The organism is Streptomyces sp. NPDC005898, assembly GCF_040629635.1.
Classification (GTDB): Bacteria; Actinomycetota; Actinomycetes; order Streptomycetales; family Streptomycetaceae; genus Streptomyces.
The window spans coordinates 342860-360103 of sequence record NZ_JBEXWC010000002.1; the positions used below are offsets into that span (position 1 = coordinate 342860).

Sequence of the window (17244 nt, forward strand, 5' to 3'; positions counted from 1 at the left end):
GTGTGGTCGTGGCCCATCCGGGTACACGGTGCATCGCAGCCACGACCACAGGGAGGCGGTCCATATGGGCCTGGGCGGATGCATCATTCTCATCGCCGTGGGCGCCATTCTCACGTTCGCGACCGACTGGAAGATGGAAGGCCTCAACCTCACCGTCGCCGGTCTGGTCATGATGGCGGTCGGCCTCATCGGCGTCGCCGCGTTCACCAGCATCGCGCGCCGCAGGCGGGCGGTGGTGCCACCGGTCGCGCCGAACACGGTCGTCGACCCCGAGCAGGAGCGCAGGGGCTACTGACCCGCCGACGCACCACATCATCGATGCCGGATGTCCGATGTCCGATGTGCGACGGTTCGGGGTAGTCATGGGTCATGAGACTTCTCGTACGGGACCGCCTGCTCGGCATCGGTGACGACTACTGGATCGAGGACGACCAGGGCCGCAAGGTCTTCCTCGTCGACGGCAAGGCGATGCGCCTGCGCGACACCTTCGAGCTGAAGGACGCGCAGGGCAGGGTCCTCATCGACATCCACGCCAAGATGCTCGCCCTGCGCGACACGATGGTGATCGAGCGGGAGGGACACCCGCTCGCCACCGTCCGGCGCAAGCGCCTGTCGCTGCTGCGCAACCACTACCGCGTCTCGCTCGTCGACGGCACGGAGCTGGACGTCAGCGGCAAGATCCTCGACCGGGAGTTCGCCGTCGAGTACGACGGTGAGCTGCTGGCGGACATCTCGCGCCGCTGGCTCAGCGTGCGCGAGACGTACGGCCTGCACGTCGTGCGCGAGGACGCCGATCCCGCCCTGCTGGTCGCCGTCACGGTCTGCGTCATCCACCTGGCGGAGAAGGAGCGCTCGGACGACTGACGGCGTCCGGTTCCGGCGTCGTGGGCGGGGCGCGTCAGCGTCCGGGCGGCGGGTCCATCCCCAGCAGCCGGTCCTTCAGCGCCGGGAACTGCTCGCGTGTCGCCGCCACCTTCGCGGGGTCGAGATCGACGGTGAGGACCTCCTCACCGTCGCCCGCCTCGGCGAGCACCTCGCCCCACGGGTCGACGACGACACTGTGCCCGGCCTGCGGTACGCCCGCGTGCGTGCCGCCGGTGCCGCAGGCCAGGACGTACACCTGGTCCTCGACCGCCCGCGCCCTGGCCAGCAGCAGCCAGTGCTCGCGCCGCCGCTCGGGCCAGCCGGCGGACACCACGAACATCTCGGCGCCCGCGTCGACAAGACCCCGGAACATCTCGGGGAAGCGCAGGTCGTAGCAGGTGGCGAGGCCGAGGGTGGTGTCCGGCGTGCGGACCGTCACGAGCCGCGAGCCGGCGTCCATCAGCACAGCCTCGCCCTGGTCGAAGCCGAAGCGGTGGATCTTCCGGTAGGAGGCGGCGAGTTCACCGTCCGGGGAGAAGACGAGCGAGGTGTTGTAGAGGACGCTGTCCCCCGCGCCGGAGCCACCGTCCCCCGCTCCGGAGCCGTCGTCGGACTCGGACGCGGCGCGCTCGGGGATGGAACCGGCGTGCAGCCAGACGCCCGCGTCCCGCGCGGCCTCGGACATCGCGTCGTACGTGGGACCCGTCAGCGGCTCGGCCTCGCTCGCGAAGGCCTCGTAGGCGAAGGCGCCCGTCGTCCACAGCTCGGGCAGCACCACGAGATCCGGCCGCTCCCGTGCCGCCGTCTCCCGCACCAGCGAAGAGACGCGCTCCCTACGGGAATTGACCGGCTCGTCCTCGTCCACGGCGATCTGGATGAGAGAGGCGCGCACACTACCACCGTCCTGGCATTCGATCCGTCATCACCGTCAAGCACAGCCTACGATCGTCACACGAAAGCACTGCCGGGGTGCCTGCGGGCAGCGTACTGTGATTTTCCGGGGGAGCCCCCCGGACCCCCACGACGCCCCACCGACACCCACCGCCCGCGTACGACCGCCGAGGGGTCCCGTGAGTCTCCATCCCAGCCTGCAAACCTACGCCGATGCCTGGTCCCACTCCGTGGAAGCGATATCCGAGCTGGTGACACCGCTCGTCGAGGGCGAGTGGAACCGGGCCACCCCGTGCCCCGGCTGGTCGGTGCGTGACATCGTCTCCCATGTCATCGGCCTCGACTGCGAGATGCTGGGCGACCCGCGACCCATCCACTCCCTGCCCCGCGACCTGTACCACGTGCGGACCGAGGGCCAGCGGTACATGGAGATGCAGGTCGACGTGCGGCGCCACCACACGGCACCGGAGATGACCTCCGAGCTGGAGTACACGATCATCCGCCGCTCCCGGCAGCTGCGGAACGAGTCGCGCGACCCGAGCACCAAGGTCCGCGGCCCCCTCGGCTCGGAGCGGACCCTCGAACAGTCCATGCGCCTGCGGGCGTTCGACGTATGGGTGCACGAGCAGGACCTGCGCACGGCGCTGCGCAAGCCCGGCAACCTCGACTCCCCCGGGGCGTACGTGGCGCGCGACCTGCTCCTGCAAGGGCTGGCGAAGGTCGTCGCCAAGGAGGCGGGCGCGCCCGCGAACAGCGCGGTCGTCTTCGACGTCAGCGGCCCCGTGGAGTTCCTGCGCACGGTACGCGTGGACGCCGAGGGCAAGGGCACCGTGGACAACACCCCCTCGCTCGGCCCGCTGGCCACCATCGCCCTGGACTGGGAGACGTACTTCCGGCTCGCCTGCGGACGCGTGTCGTACGGGGCCGTCGCCGACCGCGTCAAGACCGAGGGCGACCACGACCTCGCGGAGGCCATCCTGCGCAACTTCGCCGTGACACCGTGACACCGTGACGTCATGACTCCGTGACGTCATGACTCCGTGACGTCGTGACTCCATGACGTCGTGACGCCGTGAAGCAGAGCCGCCCGTCCGGCGTCCCAGACGCCCCCGAAGCGGTTCACACCGGGACGTGCACGGCCTCGACCCGGGAGGCGACAAGCTGCTCCCGCTCCCGGCGAACCGCCCGCTTCCGCAGCCGCAGGATCTGGCAGAGCCCCACCGCCTCCAGGACGAACACCGCCGAGAACGCCACGCGGTAGTTCTCACCGGTCGCGTCCAGCAGCAGGCCGATCGCCAGCAGCGTCGTCATGGAGGCGACGAAGCCGCCCATGTTGGTGATGCCGGAGGCCGTGCCCTGGCGCTCGGGCGGGTTGGCGGGCCGCGCGAAGTCGAAGCCGATCATGGAGGCGGGCCCGCAGGCGCCGAGCACGGCGCACAGCACGATCAGCAGCCACAACGGCGCGTGCTCCCCCGGACAGGCGAGCGTCGCCGCCCACGCCGTGGCCGTCGCCCCGACCGTGCCGAGCGCCAGCGGGAGCCGCGCCGCGTGGTGCCGGGCGACGATCTGCCCGTAGACCAGGCCGATCACCATGTTGGACAGCACGACGAGGGTGAGCAGTTCGCCCGCCGCCGCCCGGGACAGGCCCTGCGCCTCGACGAGGAACGGCAGCCCCCACAGCAGCAGGAACACCATCGCGGGGAACTGCGTGGTGAAGTGCACCCACAGCCCGAGCCGGGTGCCGGGCTCGCGCCAGGACAGGGTGATCTGCTCGCGCACGAAGGCCGCCCCGGTGCGCTCGGCCGGCTTCGGCTCGTGGCCCTCGGGGTGGTCCTCGAGGAACAGCGTCAGCAGGACCAGGACGACGACACCGCACAGCGCGCTGCCCGCGAAGGCCGCGGTCCAGCCGACGGAGTGCAGCAGCCGCGCCAGGACGAGCGTGGAGACGAGGTTGCCCGCCATGCCGACGAGCCCCGCGAGCTGGGCGACCAGCGGGCCGCGCCGGGCCGGGAACCAGCGCGTGCCGAGCCGCAGCACGCTGATGAAGGTGAGCGCGTCGCCGCAGCCCAGCAGGGCCCGGGAGGCGAGCGCCATCGCGTACGAGGGGGAGAACGCGAAGCCGAGCTGCCCGACCGTGAACAGCACGACGCCGATGGTCAGCACCTTCTTGGTGCCGAGCCGGTCGACCAGCAGGCCGACGGGTATCTGCATCCCCGCGTACACGAGCAGCTGGAGGATCGAGAACGTCGACAGGGCCGAGGCGTTGACGTGGAACCGGTCGGCGGCGTCGAGTCCGGCGACGCCGAGGGAGGTGCGGAAGATGACGGCGACGAAGTAGACGGCGACCCCGATCGACCAGACGACCACGGCCTTCCCGCCGCCCGGCGGATCACCGGGCAGGACGGCGGGGGCGGACGGGGAACTCACCGCACCTCACCCCGGGCCAGGTGCTGGAACCACCCCACGTGCCGGGTGACGACGGCGACCGCCGCCTCCGCGTCGCCCTCGCGCAGCGCCGCGAGGATCTCCTCGTGCTCCGCCAGCGTCTTCGCGATCCGGTCCGGATGCGAGTGCATCACGGCGACCCCCATCCGCAACTGCCGGTCCCGCAGCTGGTCGTAGAGGCGCGAGAGGATCTCGTTGCCCCCGCTGCGCACGATCTCGGCGTGGAAGCAGCGGTCGGTGACGGCGGCCGCGGCGAAGTCCCCGGCGGCGGCCTGCTCGCGCTGGCGGGCCAGCAGCGCCGCGAGGCGCTCCACGAGCCCCGCCGGCGCCGGTACGGCCTTGCGCACGGCGTGCGTCTCGACGAGCAGCCGCGTCTCGACGACGTCCGCGATCTCCTGCGCGGAGACGGGCAGGACGAGCGCGCCCTTCTTGGGGTAGAGCCGCAGCAGCCCTTCGACCTCCAGCTTCAGCAGCGCCTCGCGCACCGGCGTGCGGGAGACGCCCACGGCCTCGGCCAGCTCGCCCTCGGTGAGCAGCGTGCCGCCCTCGTAGCGGCGCTCCAGGACGGCTCGCTTGACGTGCGCGTAGACGCGGTCGGCGGCGGGCGGCCGCTTGCCGGCGGGCGCGGTGGCGGTGGGGGTGGCGGAGGAGGTGGTGGGGGCCGGAGTGGTGGGGGTGGTGGGCGTGGTCGCGGCGGTGGGGGCTGGCATGCGCACAGCATAGATACAACACGTATACGCGAGAATCCCCCGTCCACATGACGGACCCCCGCGCGCTCCATGAGCCCTCACGGGTCCCCGCGAGATTTCTCGGGTCCGGGGCAGATTTCTCGGCCCGTCGGCACATCCATTGCCCCCTCTCGCTCGTCTTACGAAAGAGGCGGCCCCTCCATGTGGCCGCAATCCAGGGGCATTTGGAGCAGAGATCTTGAAAACCGGCATCAAGGACGTACGCCGCGTATCGGTCGTCACCCTCACCGCGAGCGCGATACTGGCCGGCGGCGTCCTCACCACCCCGGCCCACGCGGCCGCACCGCCCAAGCCGTCCATCGCGGCCAAGGGCGGCTATGTGATGAACAACGGCACGGGCAAGAGCCTCTTCACCAAGTCCGCCGACACCCGCCGGTCCACCGGCTCCACGACGAAGATCATGACGGCGCGCGTGGTGCTCGGCCAGCGGAACCTCAACCTCGACTCCAAGGTCACGGTCCAGAAGGCGTACAGCGACTACATCGTCGCCAACAACTACGCCTCCTCGGCCCGCCTGATCGTCGGCGACAAGGTCACCGTCCGCCAGCTGCTGTACGGGCTGATGCTGCCCTCCGGCTGCGACGCCGCGTACGCGCTCGCCGACAAGTTCGGCAAGGGCACCACCCGCGCGGCCCGCGTGAAGAACTTCATCGGCCAGATGAACACCACGGCCAGGTCGCTCGGCCTGACCAACACCCACTTCGACTCGTTCGACGGCATCGGCCACGGCCAGAACTACTCGACGCCGCGCGACCTGACGAAGCTCGCGAGCAACGCGATGAAGTACTCCACGTTCCGCACGGTCGTGAAGACCAAGGCGACCACCCAGAAGGTCACCACGAAGTCCGGTGGCTACCGCAACATGGCGTGGGAGAACACGAACAAGCTCCTCGGCTCCTACAGCGGCGCCCTCGGCGTGAAGACGGGCTCCGGCCCCGAGGCGAAGTACTGCCTCGTCTTCGCCGCGACGCGCAACGGCAAGACGGTCATCGGCACCGTCCTGACCTCGTCCTCGGCGGCGAACCGCCTCTCGGACGCCAAGAAGCTGATGGACTACGGCTTCAAGGTCGCCTGACACCAGGCGCGCCGGCAGTACGAGAAGGGGGCCCGCCGCTCACCGCGCGGCGGGCCCCCTTCTCTTGCGTGCTACGCCCAGGTCAGCAACCGCTTGGGCCGCTCCAGGATCGCCGCCACATCGGCGAGCACCTTGGAGCCCAGCTCCCCGTCCACCAGGCGGTGGTCGAAGGAGAGCGCCAGCGTGGTCACCTGACGCGGCTTCACCTTGCCCTTGTGGACCCACGGTTGGAGCTTGATCGAGCCGACCGCGAGGATCGCGGACTCGCCGGGGTTCAGGATCGGCGTGCCCGTGTCGACGCCGAAGACGCCGACGTTCGTGATCGTGACCGTGCCGTTCTGCATGGCACCGGGCGACGTCTTGCCCGAGCGCGCCGTCGCCACCAACTCGCCGAGCGCCTCGGCCAGTTCGGGCAGGGTCTTGGTGTGCGCGTCCTTGATGTTCGGCACGATCAGACCGCGCGGGGTGGCCGCGGCGATGCCGAGGTTCACGTAGTGCTTCTGTACGATCTCCTGGTTGGCCTCGTCCCAGGCGGCGTTGACCTCGGGATGGCGCCTGATCGCCACCAGCAGGGCCTTGGAGATGAGCAGCAGCGGATTGACCCGCAGCCCCTCGAACGCCTTGTCCTGCTTCAGCTCCTCCACCAGCCGCATCGTGCGCGTCACGTCGACCGTCACGAACTCCGTGACGTGCGGGGCGCTGAACGCCGAACCGACCATCGCCTGCGCGGTCGCCTTGCGGACGCCCTTGACGGGGATACGGGTCTCGCGGGCGTCGGCGCCCGCCACGGGGGCCGGTGCCTGCCCCTGGGGCTGCGCGGGGGCGGCCTGCTGCGCCGGTGCCTGTGCCTGTACCGGTGTCGGCTGCGGTGCGGCGGCCTCGGCGGGGGCCGTCACCACCGCCGCCGCGTGCACGTCCTCGCGCGTGATGATCCCGTCGGGTCCGGACGGGGTGACCGTCGCGAGGTCCACGCCGAGGTCCTTGGCGAGCTTGCGGACGGGCGGCTTGGCCAGCGGGCGGGCGCCGTGGCCGTTCACGCTGCCGTTCTGCGGAGCCACCGGGGCCGGCACCGGCGCCGGCTCCTGCTCCGTGACGGCGGCCTGCTCCACGACGGTGCCCTTGCGGGCCCGCCGCTTCGTCGAGGCCTCGGCCACGCCGTACCCCACGAGCACGGGAGTCCTGCCCTCCGCGACCGGGGCCCCGGAGACCACGGCCTCGGCGGGCACGGCCTCCGGCGCCGCGGCCGTGGCGGGCGCCGCGGCCGGGGCGGGCGCCGCCGGGGCGCCCGCTCCGCCGGACACGTCCACGGTGATGATCACCTGGCCGACGTCGACCGTCGTGCCCTCGGGGAAGCGCAGCTCGGCCACGACGCCGTTGAACGGAATGGGGAGTTCGACCGCGGCCTTGGCCGTCTCGACCTCGCACACGACCTGGCCGTCGGTGACGGTGTCACCCGGCGCCACGTACCACTTGAGGATCTCGGCCTCGGTGAGTCCCTCGCCCACGTCGGGCATCTTGAACTCGGCCAGAGCGGTGTCTGTCATCGTCGTCACGACCCTCTCCCTCAGTACGCCAGCGAGCGGTCGACGGCGTCGAGCACCCGGTCGAGACCCGGCAGGTACTCCTCCTCGAGGCGGGCCGGCGGGTACGGGGCGTGATAGCCGCCGACCCGCAGCACCGGGGCCTCCAGGTGGTAGAAGCACCGCTCGGTGACGCGCGCCGCGATCTCCGCGCCCGTGCCCAGGAAGACCGGGGCCTCATGGACGACGACGAGCCGCCGCGTCTTCTCCACCGAGGCCTGCACGGCGTCGAAGTCGATCGGCGACATGGAGCGCAGGTCCAGGACCTCCAGGGACTTGCCCTCCTCCGCGGCGGCCGCGGCCGCCTCCAGACAGACCTTCACCATCGGCCCGTACGCCACGAGGGTCAGGTCGCTGCCCTCGCGGGCGACGACGGCCTTGTGCAGCGGCCCGGGGAAGGCCTCCTTGTCGACCTCGCCCTTGTCCCAGTACCGCCGCTTGGGCTCGAAGAAGATCACCGGGTCGTCGCTCTGGATGGCCTGCTGCATCATCCAGTAGGCGTCCGCGGAATTCGACGGGGAGACCACCTTCAGGCCCGCCACGTGCGCGAACAGCGCCTCGGGGGACTCGCTGTGGTGCTCGACGGCGCCGATGCCGCCGCCGTACGGAATGCGGATGACGACCGGCATCTTGATCTTGCCGAGCGCGCGGGCGTGCATCTTCGCGAGCTGCGTGACGATCTGGTCGTACGCCGGGAAGACGAAGCCGTCGAACTGGATCTCCACCACGGGGCGGTATCCGCGCAGGGCCAGCCCGATGGCGGTGCCGACGATGCCCGACTCGGCGAGCGGGGTGTCGATGACCCGCTCCTCGCCGAAGTCCTTCTGCAGCCCGTCCGTCACCCGGAAGACACCGCCGAGCTTGCCGACGTCCTCGCCCATGACGAGGACCTTGGGGTCGTTCTCCAGCGCCGTGCGCAGCGATTCGTTGATCGCCTTGGCGATGGGCAGTTTCTGGACAGCCATGGTTACTTGACCTCCCCGGCCGCGGGGCCGTCCGCGAACGACGCCTGGTAGGCGGCGAACTGGGCGCGCTCCTCGTCCACGAGCGCGTGCCCGTCCGCGTACGCGTTCTCGAAGATCGCCATCAGATCGGGATCCGGCATCGCCCGCACCACCTCTCGCACTCGCTTGCCCAACGCTTCGCTCTCGTCGTCGAGTTCCGCGAAAAATCCCTCATCCGCGTGGCCTTCGGACTCCAGGTAGGCCCGTAGCCGCAGGATCGGGTCCTTGGCCTCCCAGGCCACCCGCTCCTGGTCGTCGCGGTACTTGCTCGGGTCGTCGGAGGTGGTGTGCGCGCCCATGCGGTACGTGAACGCCTCGATCAGCGCCGGGCCCTCGCCCGCGCGGGCCCGCTCCAGCGCCCACTTGGTGACGGCGAGCACGGCGAGCACGTCGTTGCCGTCGACCCGCACACCGGGGAAGCCGTAGCCCTGCGCGCGCTGGTAGAGCGGCACGCGCGTCTGGCGCTCGGTGGGCTCGGAGATCGCCCACTGGTTGTTCTGGCAGAAGAACACGACCGGGGCGTTGTAGACCGCGGAGAAGGTGAACGACTCGGCCACGTCGCCCTGGCTGGAGGCGCCGTCACCGAAGTACGCGATCACGGCCGAGTCGGCACCGTCCTTGGCCACGCCCATGGCGTAGCCGGTGGCGTGCAGCGTCTGCGAGCCGATGACGATCGTGTACAGGTGGAAGTTGTTGCTGTTGGGGTCCCAACCGCCGTTGTTCACGCCGCGGAACATGCCGAGCAGGTTCGTCGGGTCGACCCCCCGACACCAGGCGACGCCGTGCTCGCGGTACGTGGGGAACACGTAGTCGTCGTCACGGGTGGCCCGGCCCGAGCCGATCTGGGCGGCCTCCTGGCCGAGCAGCGAGGCCCACAGGCCCAGCTCGCCCTGGCGCTGCAGATTGGTGGCCTCGGCGTCGAAGCGACGGGTGAGGACCATGTCGCGGTACAGGCCGCGCAGCTCCTCGCCGGTGATGTCGGCGACGTACGCGTCGTACACGGCGTTCTCGGCGCTCCTGACGCGCTTGCCCTCGGGCGTCAGCAGCTGTACGAGCTCGGGCTCCGTGCTTTTCTGCGGCGCGGCCTTCTTGGCGCTCGCGCGCTTGGCGGCGCCGGTACTGCTGCGGCGCGGTTTGCGCGCGGCGGTGCTCTCCACGGTCACGTGTGCTCCTCCGTCGGTCCGGCTCCCGGGATTACCGGGTGAGCCAGTACGGCTCGCCTGGTCCGCCCGCGCACGGGGTGGGTGCGGCTCGGCCGGGAACAGGCGTGACAGGTGCCCCGGCGAGCGCCCTGCACAATGCACGTTACCCAGTGCTTCCCAATTCTGTGAAACCCCATCTGACCTGCGAATTTGCTTGGATTTCCAAGTAAACGACCATGCGTCGACTGCTGGGAAATCCGAGTAGTTCGAGAAAAGCGGGAACACATCCTGGTCACAGCACTGATCACAGCCTGGCAGGGGGCCGGAACACGGGCACGTTATCCCGGCCACCCCGGGCTCGGGAAGGGCCGCACGAGAAGGGTTCCTCCCGGGCGGCAAAAGTGATCGTGTGTGAGACTGGCTCCGTGCGCGAAGACGGAAAAATTACGGTTTTCCTCCTCGACGACCATGAGGTGGTCCGGCGTGGAGTCCATGAGCTGCTCTCCGTGGAGTCCGACATCGAGGTGGTCGGCGAGGCCGGCACCGCGGCGGACGCCCTGGTCAGGATCCCCGCGACCCGGCCCGACGTGGCCGTGCTCGACGTACGCCTGCCCGACGGCAGCGGGGTCGAGGTGTGCCGCGAGATCCGCTCGCAGAACGAGGACATCAAGTGCCTGATGCTCACCTCCTTCGCCGATGACGAGGCCCTCTTCGACGCGATCATGGCCGGTGCGTCCGGTTACGTCCTCAAGGCCATCCGCGGCAACGAACTGCTCACCGCCGTGCGCGACGTCGCCGCCGGCCGGTCCCTGCTCGACCCGGTCGCCACGGCCCGGGTCCTCGAGCGGCTGCGCGACGGCAACAACGCCAAGGGTGACGACCGGCTCGCCGGCCTCACCGACCAGGAGCGCAAGATCCTCGACCTGATCGGCGAGGGCCTGACCAACCGCGTCATCGGCGAGCGGCTCCACCTGGCCGAGAAGACGATCAAGAACTACGTCTCCAGCCTGCTCTCCAAGCTGGGCATGGAGCGCCGCTCGCAGGCCGCCGCGTATGTGGCGCGCATGCAGGCGGAGAAGCAGCACTGACGGGACTGGAGCAGCACCGACGGGACTTACGTCCCGTTTCAAGGGGGCGGGGGCCTCTTTTATGAGCCCTGGCCCCTGGACGAAGGTGAGGCCATGTCCTCCGACGTCCCCGCTGCCACTGATGCCGCCGACTCCGCCGACGACCGGCTCGCGTTCGAGCTGCTCCGCCGTACGGACCACGGCCGGGTGGCGACCAGCATGCGCGCGCTGCCCTTCCTCGCGGTGGCCCGGCACATCGTCGTCGGCGGCGGCATCCTGCTGCGCATGCACCAGGGATACGGCTACCACCAGGCCTGCGCCGGCAGCGTCGTCGCCTACGGCGCGGACAACGCCGACACGGCGGGCGCCCACGAGGACCGGTGGAGCGTGCAGTGCGTCGGCGTCTGCGAGGCGGTCGAGCCGACCAACGCCGAGCTGGAGCTGTTCGGGCCGGCCCCGCACTTCGCGGACGGCGAGCTGTTCGACCCGGTCTACCTGCGGATACAGCCGCAGGTGACCCAGGTCCACACCCTCAGCACGGGCCGGGTCCGCGGCACGGGCCGCGCCCCCGGCCCGCAGCGCGTCCGCTGAGCCGCCGGATCAGACGCGGGGAGCCCCCGGATCAGACGCCCGGGTCCTCGCCGGTGCCGCCCTGGTCACCCTCGCCCTCGGTCGGGTCCGTGGTGACCGGCGGATCGTCGGTCGGGTCCGTCGTGGGGTCGGTCGTCGGGTCCGTCGTCGGATCCGTCGTGGGGTCGGTCGTCGGGTCCGTGGTGGGCCGCGTCGGGTTGCCGGTCGGCCGGGTGGGGCCGGTCGGCTGGTTCGTCTGCGGGGGGTAGTCCGTCTGGCCCCCGGTGCCCCCGCCGGGCTCCGTCGCCCCGCTCGTCTCGTCCTTGTCCGGGCTCTTGCTGGGCTTCTTCTCCTGCGACTGCTTCGTCGTCGGAGTCGTCGGGGGCTTTTCCTTGTGCTTCGTGTCGCCGTTGAAGTTCAGCGCGACGGCGACGCCCACCGCGATCGCGATGACCGCGAGGACGGCGACGATCCACATCCTGCCCCGGCCGCCCTTGCCGCCGCGCTGCCCGCCCTCGAAGCCGCCGTCGTCGCCGCCCGGCGGACGCAGCATCGGGCCCGGGATCTGCGCGGTCCCGGAGTCGGGGTGCCCCATGGCGCCCGAACCGGCGACGCCCATCGCCGGGGTGCCGCCGCCCTCGTGCGTCTCGACGGGCCCGGTGTTCCACGTGCCCGTGTGGCTGCCCTGCTCGTGCAGCATCTGGAGCCCGTACTGGACCAGGCCGCGCATCTCCTCGGCGGTCTGGAACCGGTCGTCCGGGTCCTTGGCGAGGGAGCGCATGACGAGCCCGTCCAGCTCCGGCGGCGCGTCCGAGACCTGGGAGGGCGGCACGGCCGTGTCCTGGACGTGCTGGTAGACCACCGACAGCGGTGTCTCGCCGGTGAACGGGGGCCGCAGCGCGAGGAGTTCGTAGAGCAGACAGCCGGTCGCGTACAGGTCGGAGCGGTGGTCGACGGCCTTGCCGAGCGCCTGCTCGGGCGACAGGTACTGGGGTGTGCCCATGACCATGCCGGTCTGCGTCATCGTCGACTGCGCGCCGTGCAGGGCGCGCGCGATGCCGAAGTCCATCACCTTCACCGCGCCGGTGTTGGTGATGATCACGTTCGCGGGCTTGATGTCACGGTGCACGATGCCGTGCTGGTGCGAGTACGCGAGCGCTTCCAGCACCCCGGAGACGATGATGAGCGCCTGCTCGGGACCCGGCGCCTCCGCGTTGAGCAGCAGATCGCGGATCGTGTGGCCCTCGACGATCTCCATGACGATGTACGGGACGACGCTCGGCCCGACGACGTCTTCACCGGAGTCGTACACGGCCACCACGGCGTGGTGGTTGAGGCCCGCCACCGACTGGGCCTCACGCGTGAAGCGGGCCTTGGAGACGGGGTCCTCGGCGAGGTCGGAGCGGAGCAGCTTGACCGCCACCGTGCGGCCCAGACGTACGTCCTCGGCGGCGAACACCTCGGCCATGCCGCCCCGGCCGAGCCGATGCGTGAGCCGATAGCGGCCGTCTCCGACGAGCCCGCCATTGCCCCACAACTCAGGCGCGTCTGACATTCCGCCGCCAGTCGCGTCGGGGTCGGACGGGCCCTGAGCGCGCTGCGTCTGTGCCATCAGTCCTCGCCGTCGTTTCTGGTCGTGGTACTTGGTGCTGAGCACGCCGTCGCACGGGTACTCCGACGGGCCACGCTACAGCCTTCACGCCACCTGCCGGTTCGACGTGGACCGGACATAAAAGCGTTCACGGGTCCTCACGCGCAAACTTGTAACGCTTCCGAGACGCTTCTTGCGCGTACGGTCACGGAACGGGCACCGAGCTTGACGCGTCATCGTCCTCGGGCAGACTTGGCCAGGAATAGCGGGTAATCGATCACCAGCCGCGGAGCCGTCCGGCCACCGCGCCGATGGGGGACGCACGAGATGAGCAGCCAGGACGGCGCACAGGGGCGGTACGCGGGGCGTTCGCTGGCCGGTGGCCGCTACCAACTGCGCGATCTGCTCGGCGAAGGCGGCATGGCGTCGGTCCACCTCGCGTACGACGCCGTTCTCGATCGCCAAGTCGCGATCAAGACGCTCCACACCGAGCTGGGGCGCGAGCAGTCCTTCCGCGAGCGCTTCCGCCGCGAGGCCCAGTCGGTGGCGAAGCTCACGCACACCAACATCGTGTCGGTCTTCGACACCGGCGAGGACGAGCTCGACGGCACGACGATGCCGTACATCGTCATGGAGTACGTCGAGGGCAAGCCGCTCGGTTCCGTGCTCGACGCGTCCGTCACGCAGTACGGCGCGATGCCGACCGGTCAGGCGCTGAAGATCACCGCCGATGTGCTCGCGGCGCTGGAGATCAGCCACGAGATGGGCCTGGTGCACCGCGACATCAAGCCGGGCAACGTCATGATGACCAAGCGCGACGTCGTCAAGGTCATGGACTTCGGCATCGCCCGCGCCATGCAGTCCGGCGTCACCTCGATGACCCAGACCGGCATGGTCGTCGGCACCCCGCAGTACCTCTCGCCCGAGCAGGCCCTCGGCCGCGGCGTCGACGCGCGCTCCGACCTGTACTCGGTCGGCATCATGCTCTTCCAACTGGTCACCGGGCGCCTGCCGTTCGAGGCGGACTCGCCGCTGGCGATCGCGTACGCGCACGTCCAGGAGGAGCCCGTCGCTCCGTCCTCGATCAACCGTTCGCTGCCGCCGGCGGTCGACGCGATCGTCGCCCGCGCGCTGAAGAAGAACCCGAACGAGCGCTTCCCGACCGCCGACGCGATGCGCGACGAGTGCCTGCGTGTGGCCCAGTCCCTCCAGGCGGCGGCCCCCAGCATCGTGCCGGGCGCGCCGACGGCGAGCGGCGCGGGCGTCAGCTCGGCGGTCTTCCCGCCGGTCGACTCCTCGCTCCCGCAGCAGAGCAGCGGCGTGCAGACGCCGTACCAGCCGGGCCCCTACGCCCCCTCGACCCCCGCGCCGACCCCGGGCTACGGCTACCCGCCGCAGCAGCAGGGCTACGGCTACCCCCAGCAGCAGGGCGCGCACACCCCGCCCCCCTACAACCTCTCCCCGCAGCCGGTCACGGCGGCCACCGGGGGCCCCGGCGGCGGCAAGCGGCGGAACATCCCGCTGATCGTCGGCTCGATCGTCGTGGCGCTCCTCGCGATCGGCGGCCTGATCACCGCACTCACCCTGGGCGGCGACGGCGACAAGGAAGCGTCGGACGACAAGTCGAAGCAGCCGGTGGCGGGGCACAAGGGGCCCGAGCGCAGCAACACCATCGAGGTCGAGAAGTGCAAGGAGCCGGAGACCTCGTACAACGACGAGAACAAGATCAAGGTCCCTGACTTCACCTTCAAGGACTGGAAGTCGGTGCTGTCCTGTCTGCAGGCGGCCGGGTGGAGCTACGACAAGCGCTCGATCGACGAGAACGCCTACGGCGAGGACACCGTGATGCGGCAGACCCCGAAGGAGGGCTCGGACGTGGACCCGAAGAACGTGGACATCCAGTTCGACGTCTCCACGGGCAACCCGGCCTGAGCCGATCCTCTGAGCCGATCCTCTGAGCCGATCCTCTGGTTCGACACGACGAGGGCCCGGTACGCGTGTCGCGTACCGGGCCCTCGTCACGTACTGGCCGCGATCCTAGAGGCCCCTAGAGATACGGGCCCCCCGTGCGGCCCGCGATGCCGCCCTCTTCCTCGTCGTCGCCGCCCATGCCCGGCGGCAGCGCCCGGCGCATGGATTCCAGCTGGGCCCGCGCCGCCATCTGCTGCGCGAACAGCGTCGTCTGGATCCCGTGGAAGAGGCCTTCGAGCCAGCCGACCAGCTGGGCCTGGGCGATGCGCAGTTCGGCGTCGCTCGGCGTCGCCTCCTCCGTGAAGGGCAGGGAGAGCCGCTCCAACTCCTCGACCAGCTCGGGCGCCAGACCGTCCTCCAGCTCCTTGACCGAGCTGGCGTGGATCTCCTTCAGCCGCACTCGGCTCGCCTCGTCGAGAGGAGCCGCCCGCACCTCCTCAAGCAGCTGCTTGATCATGCTGCCGATGCGCATGACCTTGGCCGGCTGTTCGACCATCTCCGTCACCGGAACCTCGCGGGATTCGTCGTCTCCGCCACCACCGAGAGCCATTCCGTCCTGGCCAACGACCAGGACCTGGGGGCTTTCCGGCGACCGTTCGTTCCTCGGCATCTCCATGCCGCCATTGTCTCGCACCCGTACATCACACGTCGGTGGTGCCCCCATACGGCGGTGATCCACCCTCGCGAACACCTCGGGCACCACCCCTCGGCCACCATCCCTTCGGCCACCCCCTCCGCCGCCGCTCAGTCACGCCGCAGCCGCAGGCCGAGGAAACCAAGGCCGAGGCCGATCAGGACCAGGCCGCCGCCGAGCGGCAGCACCCGGGGCCCGGGCAGCACGGACTCCGTGGAGGTCGGCTCCTTCGGGTCGCTCATGCCGTCCCGGAGGGTCACCGACACCCGTTCGGGTCGCGGCGGGGATACGTCCGGCGGCGGCGAGGGCGGTGCCGGCGGATCGGGGATGGGCGCATCGGCGCGCCCCGGCCGCGCGCGGCCCTCACCCGGACGGCTGCCGGCCCGGGGCGTCTCGTCGACGCTGGTGACGGGGCCCCGGGGCCCGGCTTCGGCCACGTACGACACGAGCCCGGACGGAACCGACCCGAGGGACGCGACCGTCCCGAGGACGGTGAGCAGCGTCGTCACGAGGACCCCACGCAGAGCCAGCCACGAAACAGTCACCGCGCCGGTCGCCTCCCGCAGTCGGGACACCCAAGGTCAAGAGGAACATCACGCCAGGCACAACACTCACATGGCATGACCATCCCGGCACCTCGATCGCGCCCAAGAGGGTGTGACGGCTACCGCGTGAGCAGCACCTTCCCGATGTGCCCGCTCTCCTCCAGCACCCGATGCGCCTCGGCCGCGTCACTCATCGGCACCGTCCGGTCGACGATCGGCCGCACATGCCCCGCGCCGATGAGCGGCCAGACGTGCTCCCGCACCGCCGCGACGATCGACGCCTTCTCGGCCGCGGGCCGCCCCCGCAGCGAGGTGGCGGTGACGGCGGCGCGCTTGTTGAGCAGCGTGGCGATGTTCAGCTCGCCCTTGACGCCGCCCTGCATGCCGATGATCGCGAGCCGCCCGTTCACCGCGAGGGCGCGCACGTTCCGGTCCAGGTACTTCGCGCCCATGTTGTCGAGGATGACGTCGGCACCGGCCCCGTCCGTGGCGCGTGCCAGCTCCTCCACGAAGTCCTGCTCGCGGTAGTTGATGAGGATGTCGGCGCCCAGCTCCTGGCAGTACGCCAGCTTCTCCTTGCTGCCCGCCGTGACGGCGACCTTCGCGCCGACCGCCTTGCCCAGCTGGATCGCCATGGTGCCGATGCCGCTGGAACCGCCGTGCGCGAGCAGCGTCTCACCGGGCCGCAGGTGGGAAATCATGAACACGTTGGACCAGACGGTCGCGGTCACCTCGGGCAGCGCGGCCGCCGTCACGAGGTCGACGCCCTCGGGCACGGGGAGCAGCTGCCCGGCCGGGACGACGACCTGCTCGGCGTAGCCGCCGCCGGAGAGCAGGGCGCACACCTCGTCGCCGACCGCCCAGCCGGAGACGCCGGGTCCAAGGGCGGTGATCCGGCCCGCGCACTCCAGACCGGGGTAGGGGGACGCGCCGGGCGGCGGGTTGTAGAAGCCCTGGCGCTGGAGCAGGTCGGCGCGGTTGACGGCGCTCGCCACCACCTCGACCAGCACCTCGCCCTCGCCGGGCACGGGATCGGGCACCTCGGCCCACACGAGCGCTTCGGGGCCGCCGGGTTCGGGGATCGTGATCGCATACATGCGGCCGAGGCTACTCCCG

Annotated in this window: 17 protein-coding genes; 7 read left to right on the plus strand and 10 right to left on the minus strand. The window is 70.7% G+C overall.

What is annotated here, in order from left to right:
* Positions 1–64 precede the first annotated feature (64 nt).
* Both ABZ385_RS04290 and ABZ385_RS04295 read left to right on the plus strand, forming a co-directional pair.
* Positions 65–295, plus strand: coding sequence for a DUF6458 family protein (locus ABZ385_RS04290; RefSeq protein WP_358586703.1), 231 nt, complete (start codon positions 65–67; stop codon positions 293–295).
* Between the two features lie 74 nt (positions 296–369).
* Positions 370–864, plus strand: a complete 495-nt coding sequence (locus ABZ385_RS04295; RefSeq protein WP_358586705.1) for an LURP-one-related family protein — start codon at positions 370–372, stop codon at positions 862–864.
* Between the two features lie 34 nt (positions 865–898).
* On the opposite strand, the gene ABZ385_RS04300 is transcribed toward ABZ385_RS04295, so the two are convergent.
* Positions 899–1756, minus strand: coding sequence for a carbon-nitrogen family hydrolase (locus tag ABZ385_RS04300; RefSeq protein WP_358909621.1), 858 nt, complete (start codon positions 1754–1756; stop codon positions 899–901).
* Between the two features lie 178 nt (positions 1757–1934).
* Between ABZ385_RS04300 and ABZ385_RS04305 the strand changes: the two genes are divergently transcribed.
* Positions 1935–2759, plus strand: coding sequence for a maleylpyruvate isomerase family mycothiol-dependent enzyme (locus ABZ385_RS04305; protein WP_358909623.1), 825 nt, complete (start codon positions 1935–1937; stop codon positions 2757–2759).
* A gap of 115 nt (positions 2760–2874) precedes the next feature.
* On the opposite strand, the gene ABZ385_RS04310 is transcribed toward ABZ385_RS04305, so the two are convergent.
* Both ABZ385_RS04310 and ABZ385_RS04315 read right to left on the minus strand, forming a co-directional pair.
* The gene (locus ABZ385_RS04310; protein WP_358698902.1) at positions 2875–4182 is read right to left on the minus strand and encodes an MFS transporter; all 1308 of its coding nucleotides are present in this window, start codon (positions 4180–4182) and stop codon (positions 2875–2877) included.
* Complete coding sequence (locus tag ABZ385_RS04315; protein WP_358586713.1) at positions 4179–4910, minus strand: GntR family transcriptional regulator; 732 nt, start codon at positions 4908–4910, stop codon at positions 4179–4181. The genes ABZ385_RS04310 and ABZ385_RS04315 overlap by 4 nt, the downstream gene beginning before the upstream one ends.
* 217 nt (positions 4911–5127) lie before the next feature.
* Between ABZ385_RS04315 and ABZ385_RS04320 the strand changes: the two genes are divergently transcribed.
* Complete coding sequence (locus ABZ385_RS04320) at positions 5128–6024, plus strand: D-alanyl-D-alanine carboxypeptidase (protein ID WP_358586715.1); 897 nt, start codon at positions 5128–5130, stop codon at positions 6022–6024.
* Positions 6025–6095: 71 nt separating this feature from the next.
* Here the strand turns inward: ABZ385_RS04320 and ABZ385_RS04325 are convergent, their stop codons facing one another.
* From ABZ385_RS04325 to pdhA, 3 genes are read right to left on the minus strand one after another with little or no spacing between them, the layout of a single operon-like run.
* Positions 6096–7577 carry a dihydrolipoamide acetyltransferase family protein gene (locus ABZ385_RS04325; RefSeq protein WP_358909625.1) on the minus strand — a complete coding sequence of 494 codons (1482 nt, stop codon included), beginning with the start codon at positions 7575–7577 and terminating at the stop codon, positions 6096–6098.
* A gap of 11 nt (positions 7578–7588) precedes the next feature.
* The gene (locus ABZ385_RS04330; protein WP_358586718.1) at positions 7589–8569 is read right to left on the minus strand and encodes an alpha-ketoacid dehydrogenase subunit beta; all 981 of its coding nucleotides are present in this window, start codon (positions 8567–8569) and stop codon (positions 7589–7591) included.
* 2 nt (positions 8570–8571) lie between these two features.
* Positions 8572–9771 (minus strand): pyruvate dehydrogenase (acetyl-transferring) E1 component subunit alpha, encoded by a 1200-nt coding sequence (gene pdhA, locus ABZ385_RS04335; RefSeq protein ID WP_358586720.1) that lies wholly within the window; start codon positions 9769–9771, stop codon positions 8572–8574.
* A gap of 404 nt (positions 9772–10175) precedes the next feature.
* On the opposite strand from pdhA, the gene ABZ385_RS04340 reads away from it, so the two are divergent.
* Together ABZ385_RS04340 and ABZ385_RS04345 are read left to right on the plus strand one after the other, a co-directional pair.
* The gene (locus ABZ385_RS04340) at positions 10176–10838 is read left to right on the plus strand and encodes a response regulator transcription factor (protein WP_358586722.1); all 663 of its coding nucleotides are present in this window, start codon (positions 10176–10178) and stop codon (positions 10836–10838) included.
* A gap of 93 nt (positions 10839–10931) precedes the next feature.
* On the plus strand, positions 10932–11408 hold the full coding sequence (locus ABZ385_RS04345; protein WP_358586724.1) for a pyridoxamine 5'-phosphate oxidase family protein: 477 nt from the start codon (positions 10932–10934) through the stop codon (positions 11406–11408).
* A gap of 31 nt (positions 11409–11439) precedes the next feature.
* Here ABZ385_RS04345 and ABZ385_RS04350 read toward each other — a convergent pair whose 3' ends face one another.
* Entirely contained in the window at positions 11440–12999 is a 1560-nt protein-coding gene (locus ABZ385_RS04350) for a protein kinase (protein WP_358586726.1), read from the minus strand.
* Positions 13000–13305: 306 nt separating this feature from the next.
* Here ABZ385_RS04350 and ABZ385_RS04355 point away from each other — a divergent pair, with 306 nt between their 5' ends.
* Positions 13306–14910: a protein kinase gene (locus ABZ385_RS04355; protein ID WP_358698552.1), complete on the plus strand. Its 1605-nt coding sequence runs from the start codon at positions 13306–13308 to the stop codon at positions 14908–14910.
* A gap of 115 nt (positions 14911–15025) precedes the next feature.
* On the opposite strand, the gene ABZ385_RS04360 is transcribed toward ABZ385_RS04355, so the two are convergent.
* From ABZ385_RS04360 to ABZ385_RS04370, 3 genes are all read right to left on the minus strand, one after another.
* Positions 15026–15565 carry a bacterial proteasome activator family protein gene (locus ABZ385_RS04360; protein ID WP_358586730.1) on the minus strand — a complete coding sequence of 180 codons (540 nt, stop codon included), beginning with the start codon at positions 15563–15565 and terminating at the stop codon, positions 15026–15028.
* A 128-nt stretch (positions 15566–15693) separates the two neighbouring features.
* Positions 15694–16092 carry a hypothetical protein gene (locus tag ABZ385_RS04365; RefSeq protein WP_358909627.1) on the minus strand — a complete coding sequence of 133 codons (399 nt, stop codon included), beginning with the start codon at positions 16090–16092 and terminating at the stop codon, positions 15694–15696.
* Positions 16093–16247: 155 nt separating this feature from the next.
* The gene (locus tag ABZ385_RS04370) at positions 16248–17225 is read right to left on the minus strand and encodes an NAD(P)H-quinone oxidoreductase (RefSeq protein WP_358698556.1); all 978 of its coding nucleotides are present in this window, start codon (positions 17223–17225) and stop codon (positions 16248–16250) included.
* Positions 17226–17244: the final 19 nt, after the last annotated feature.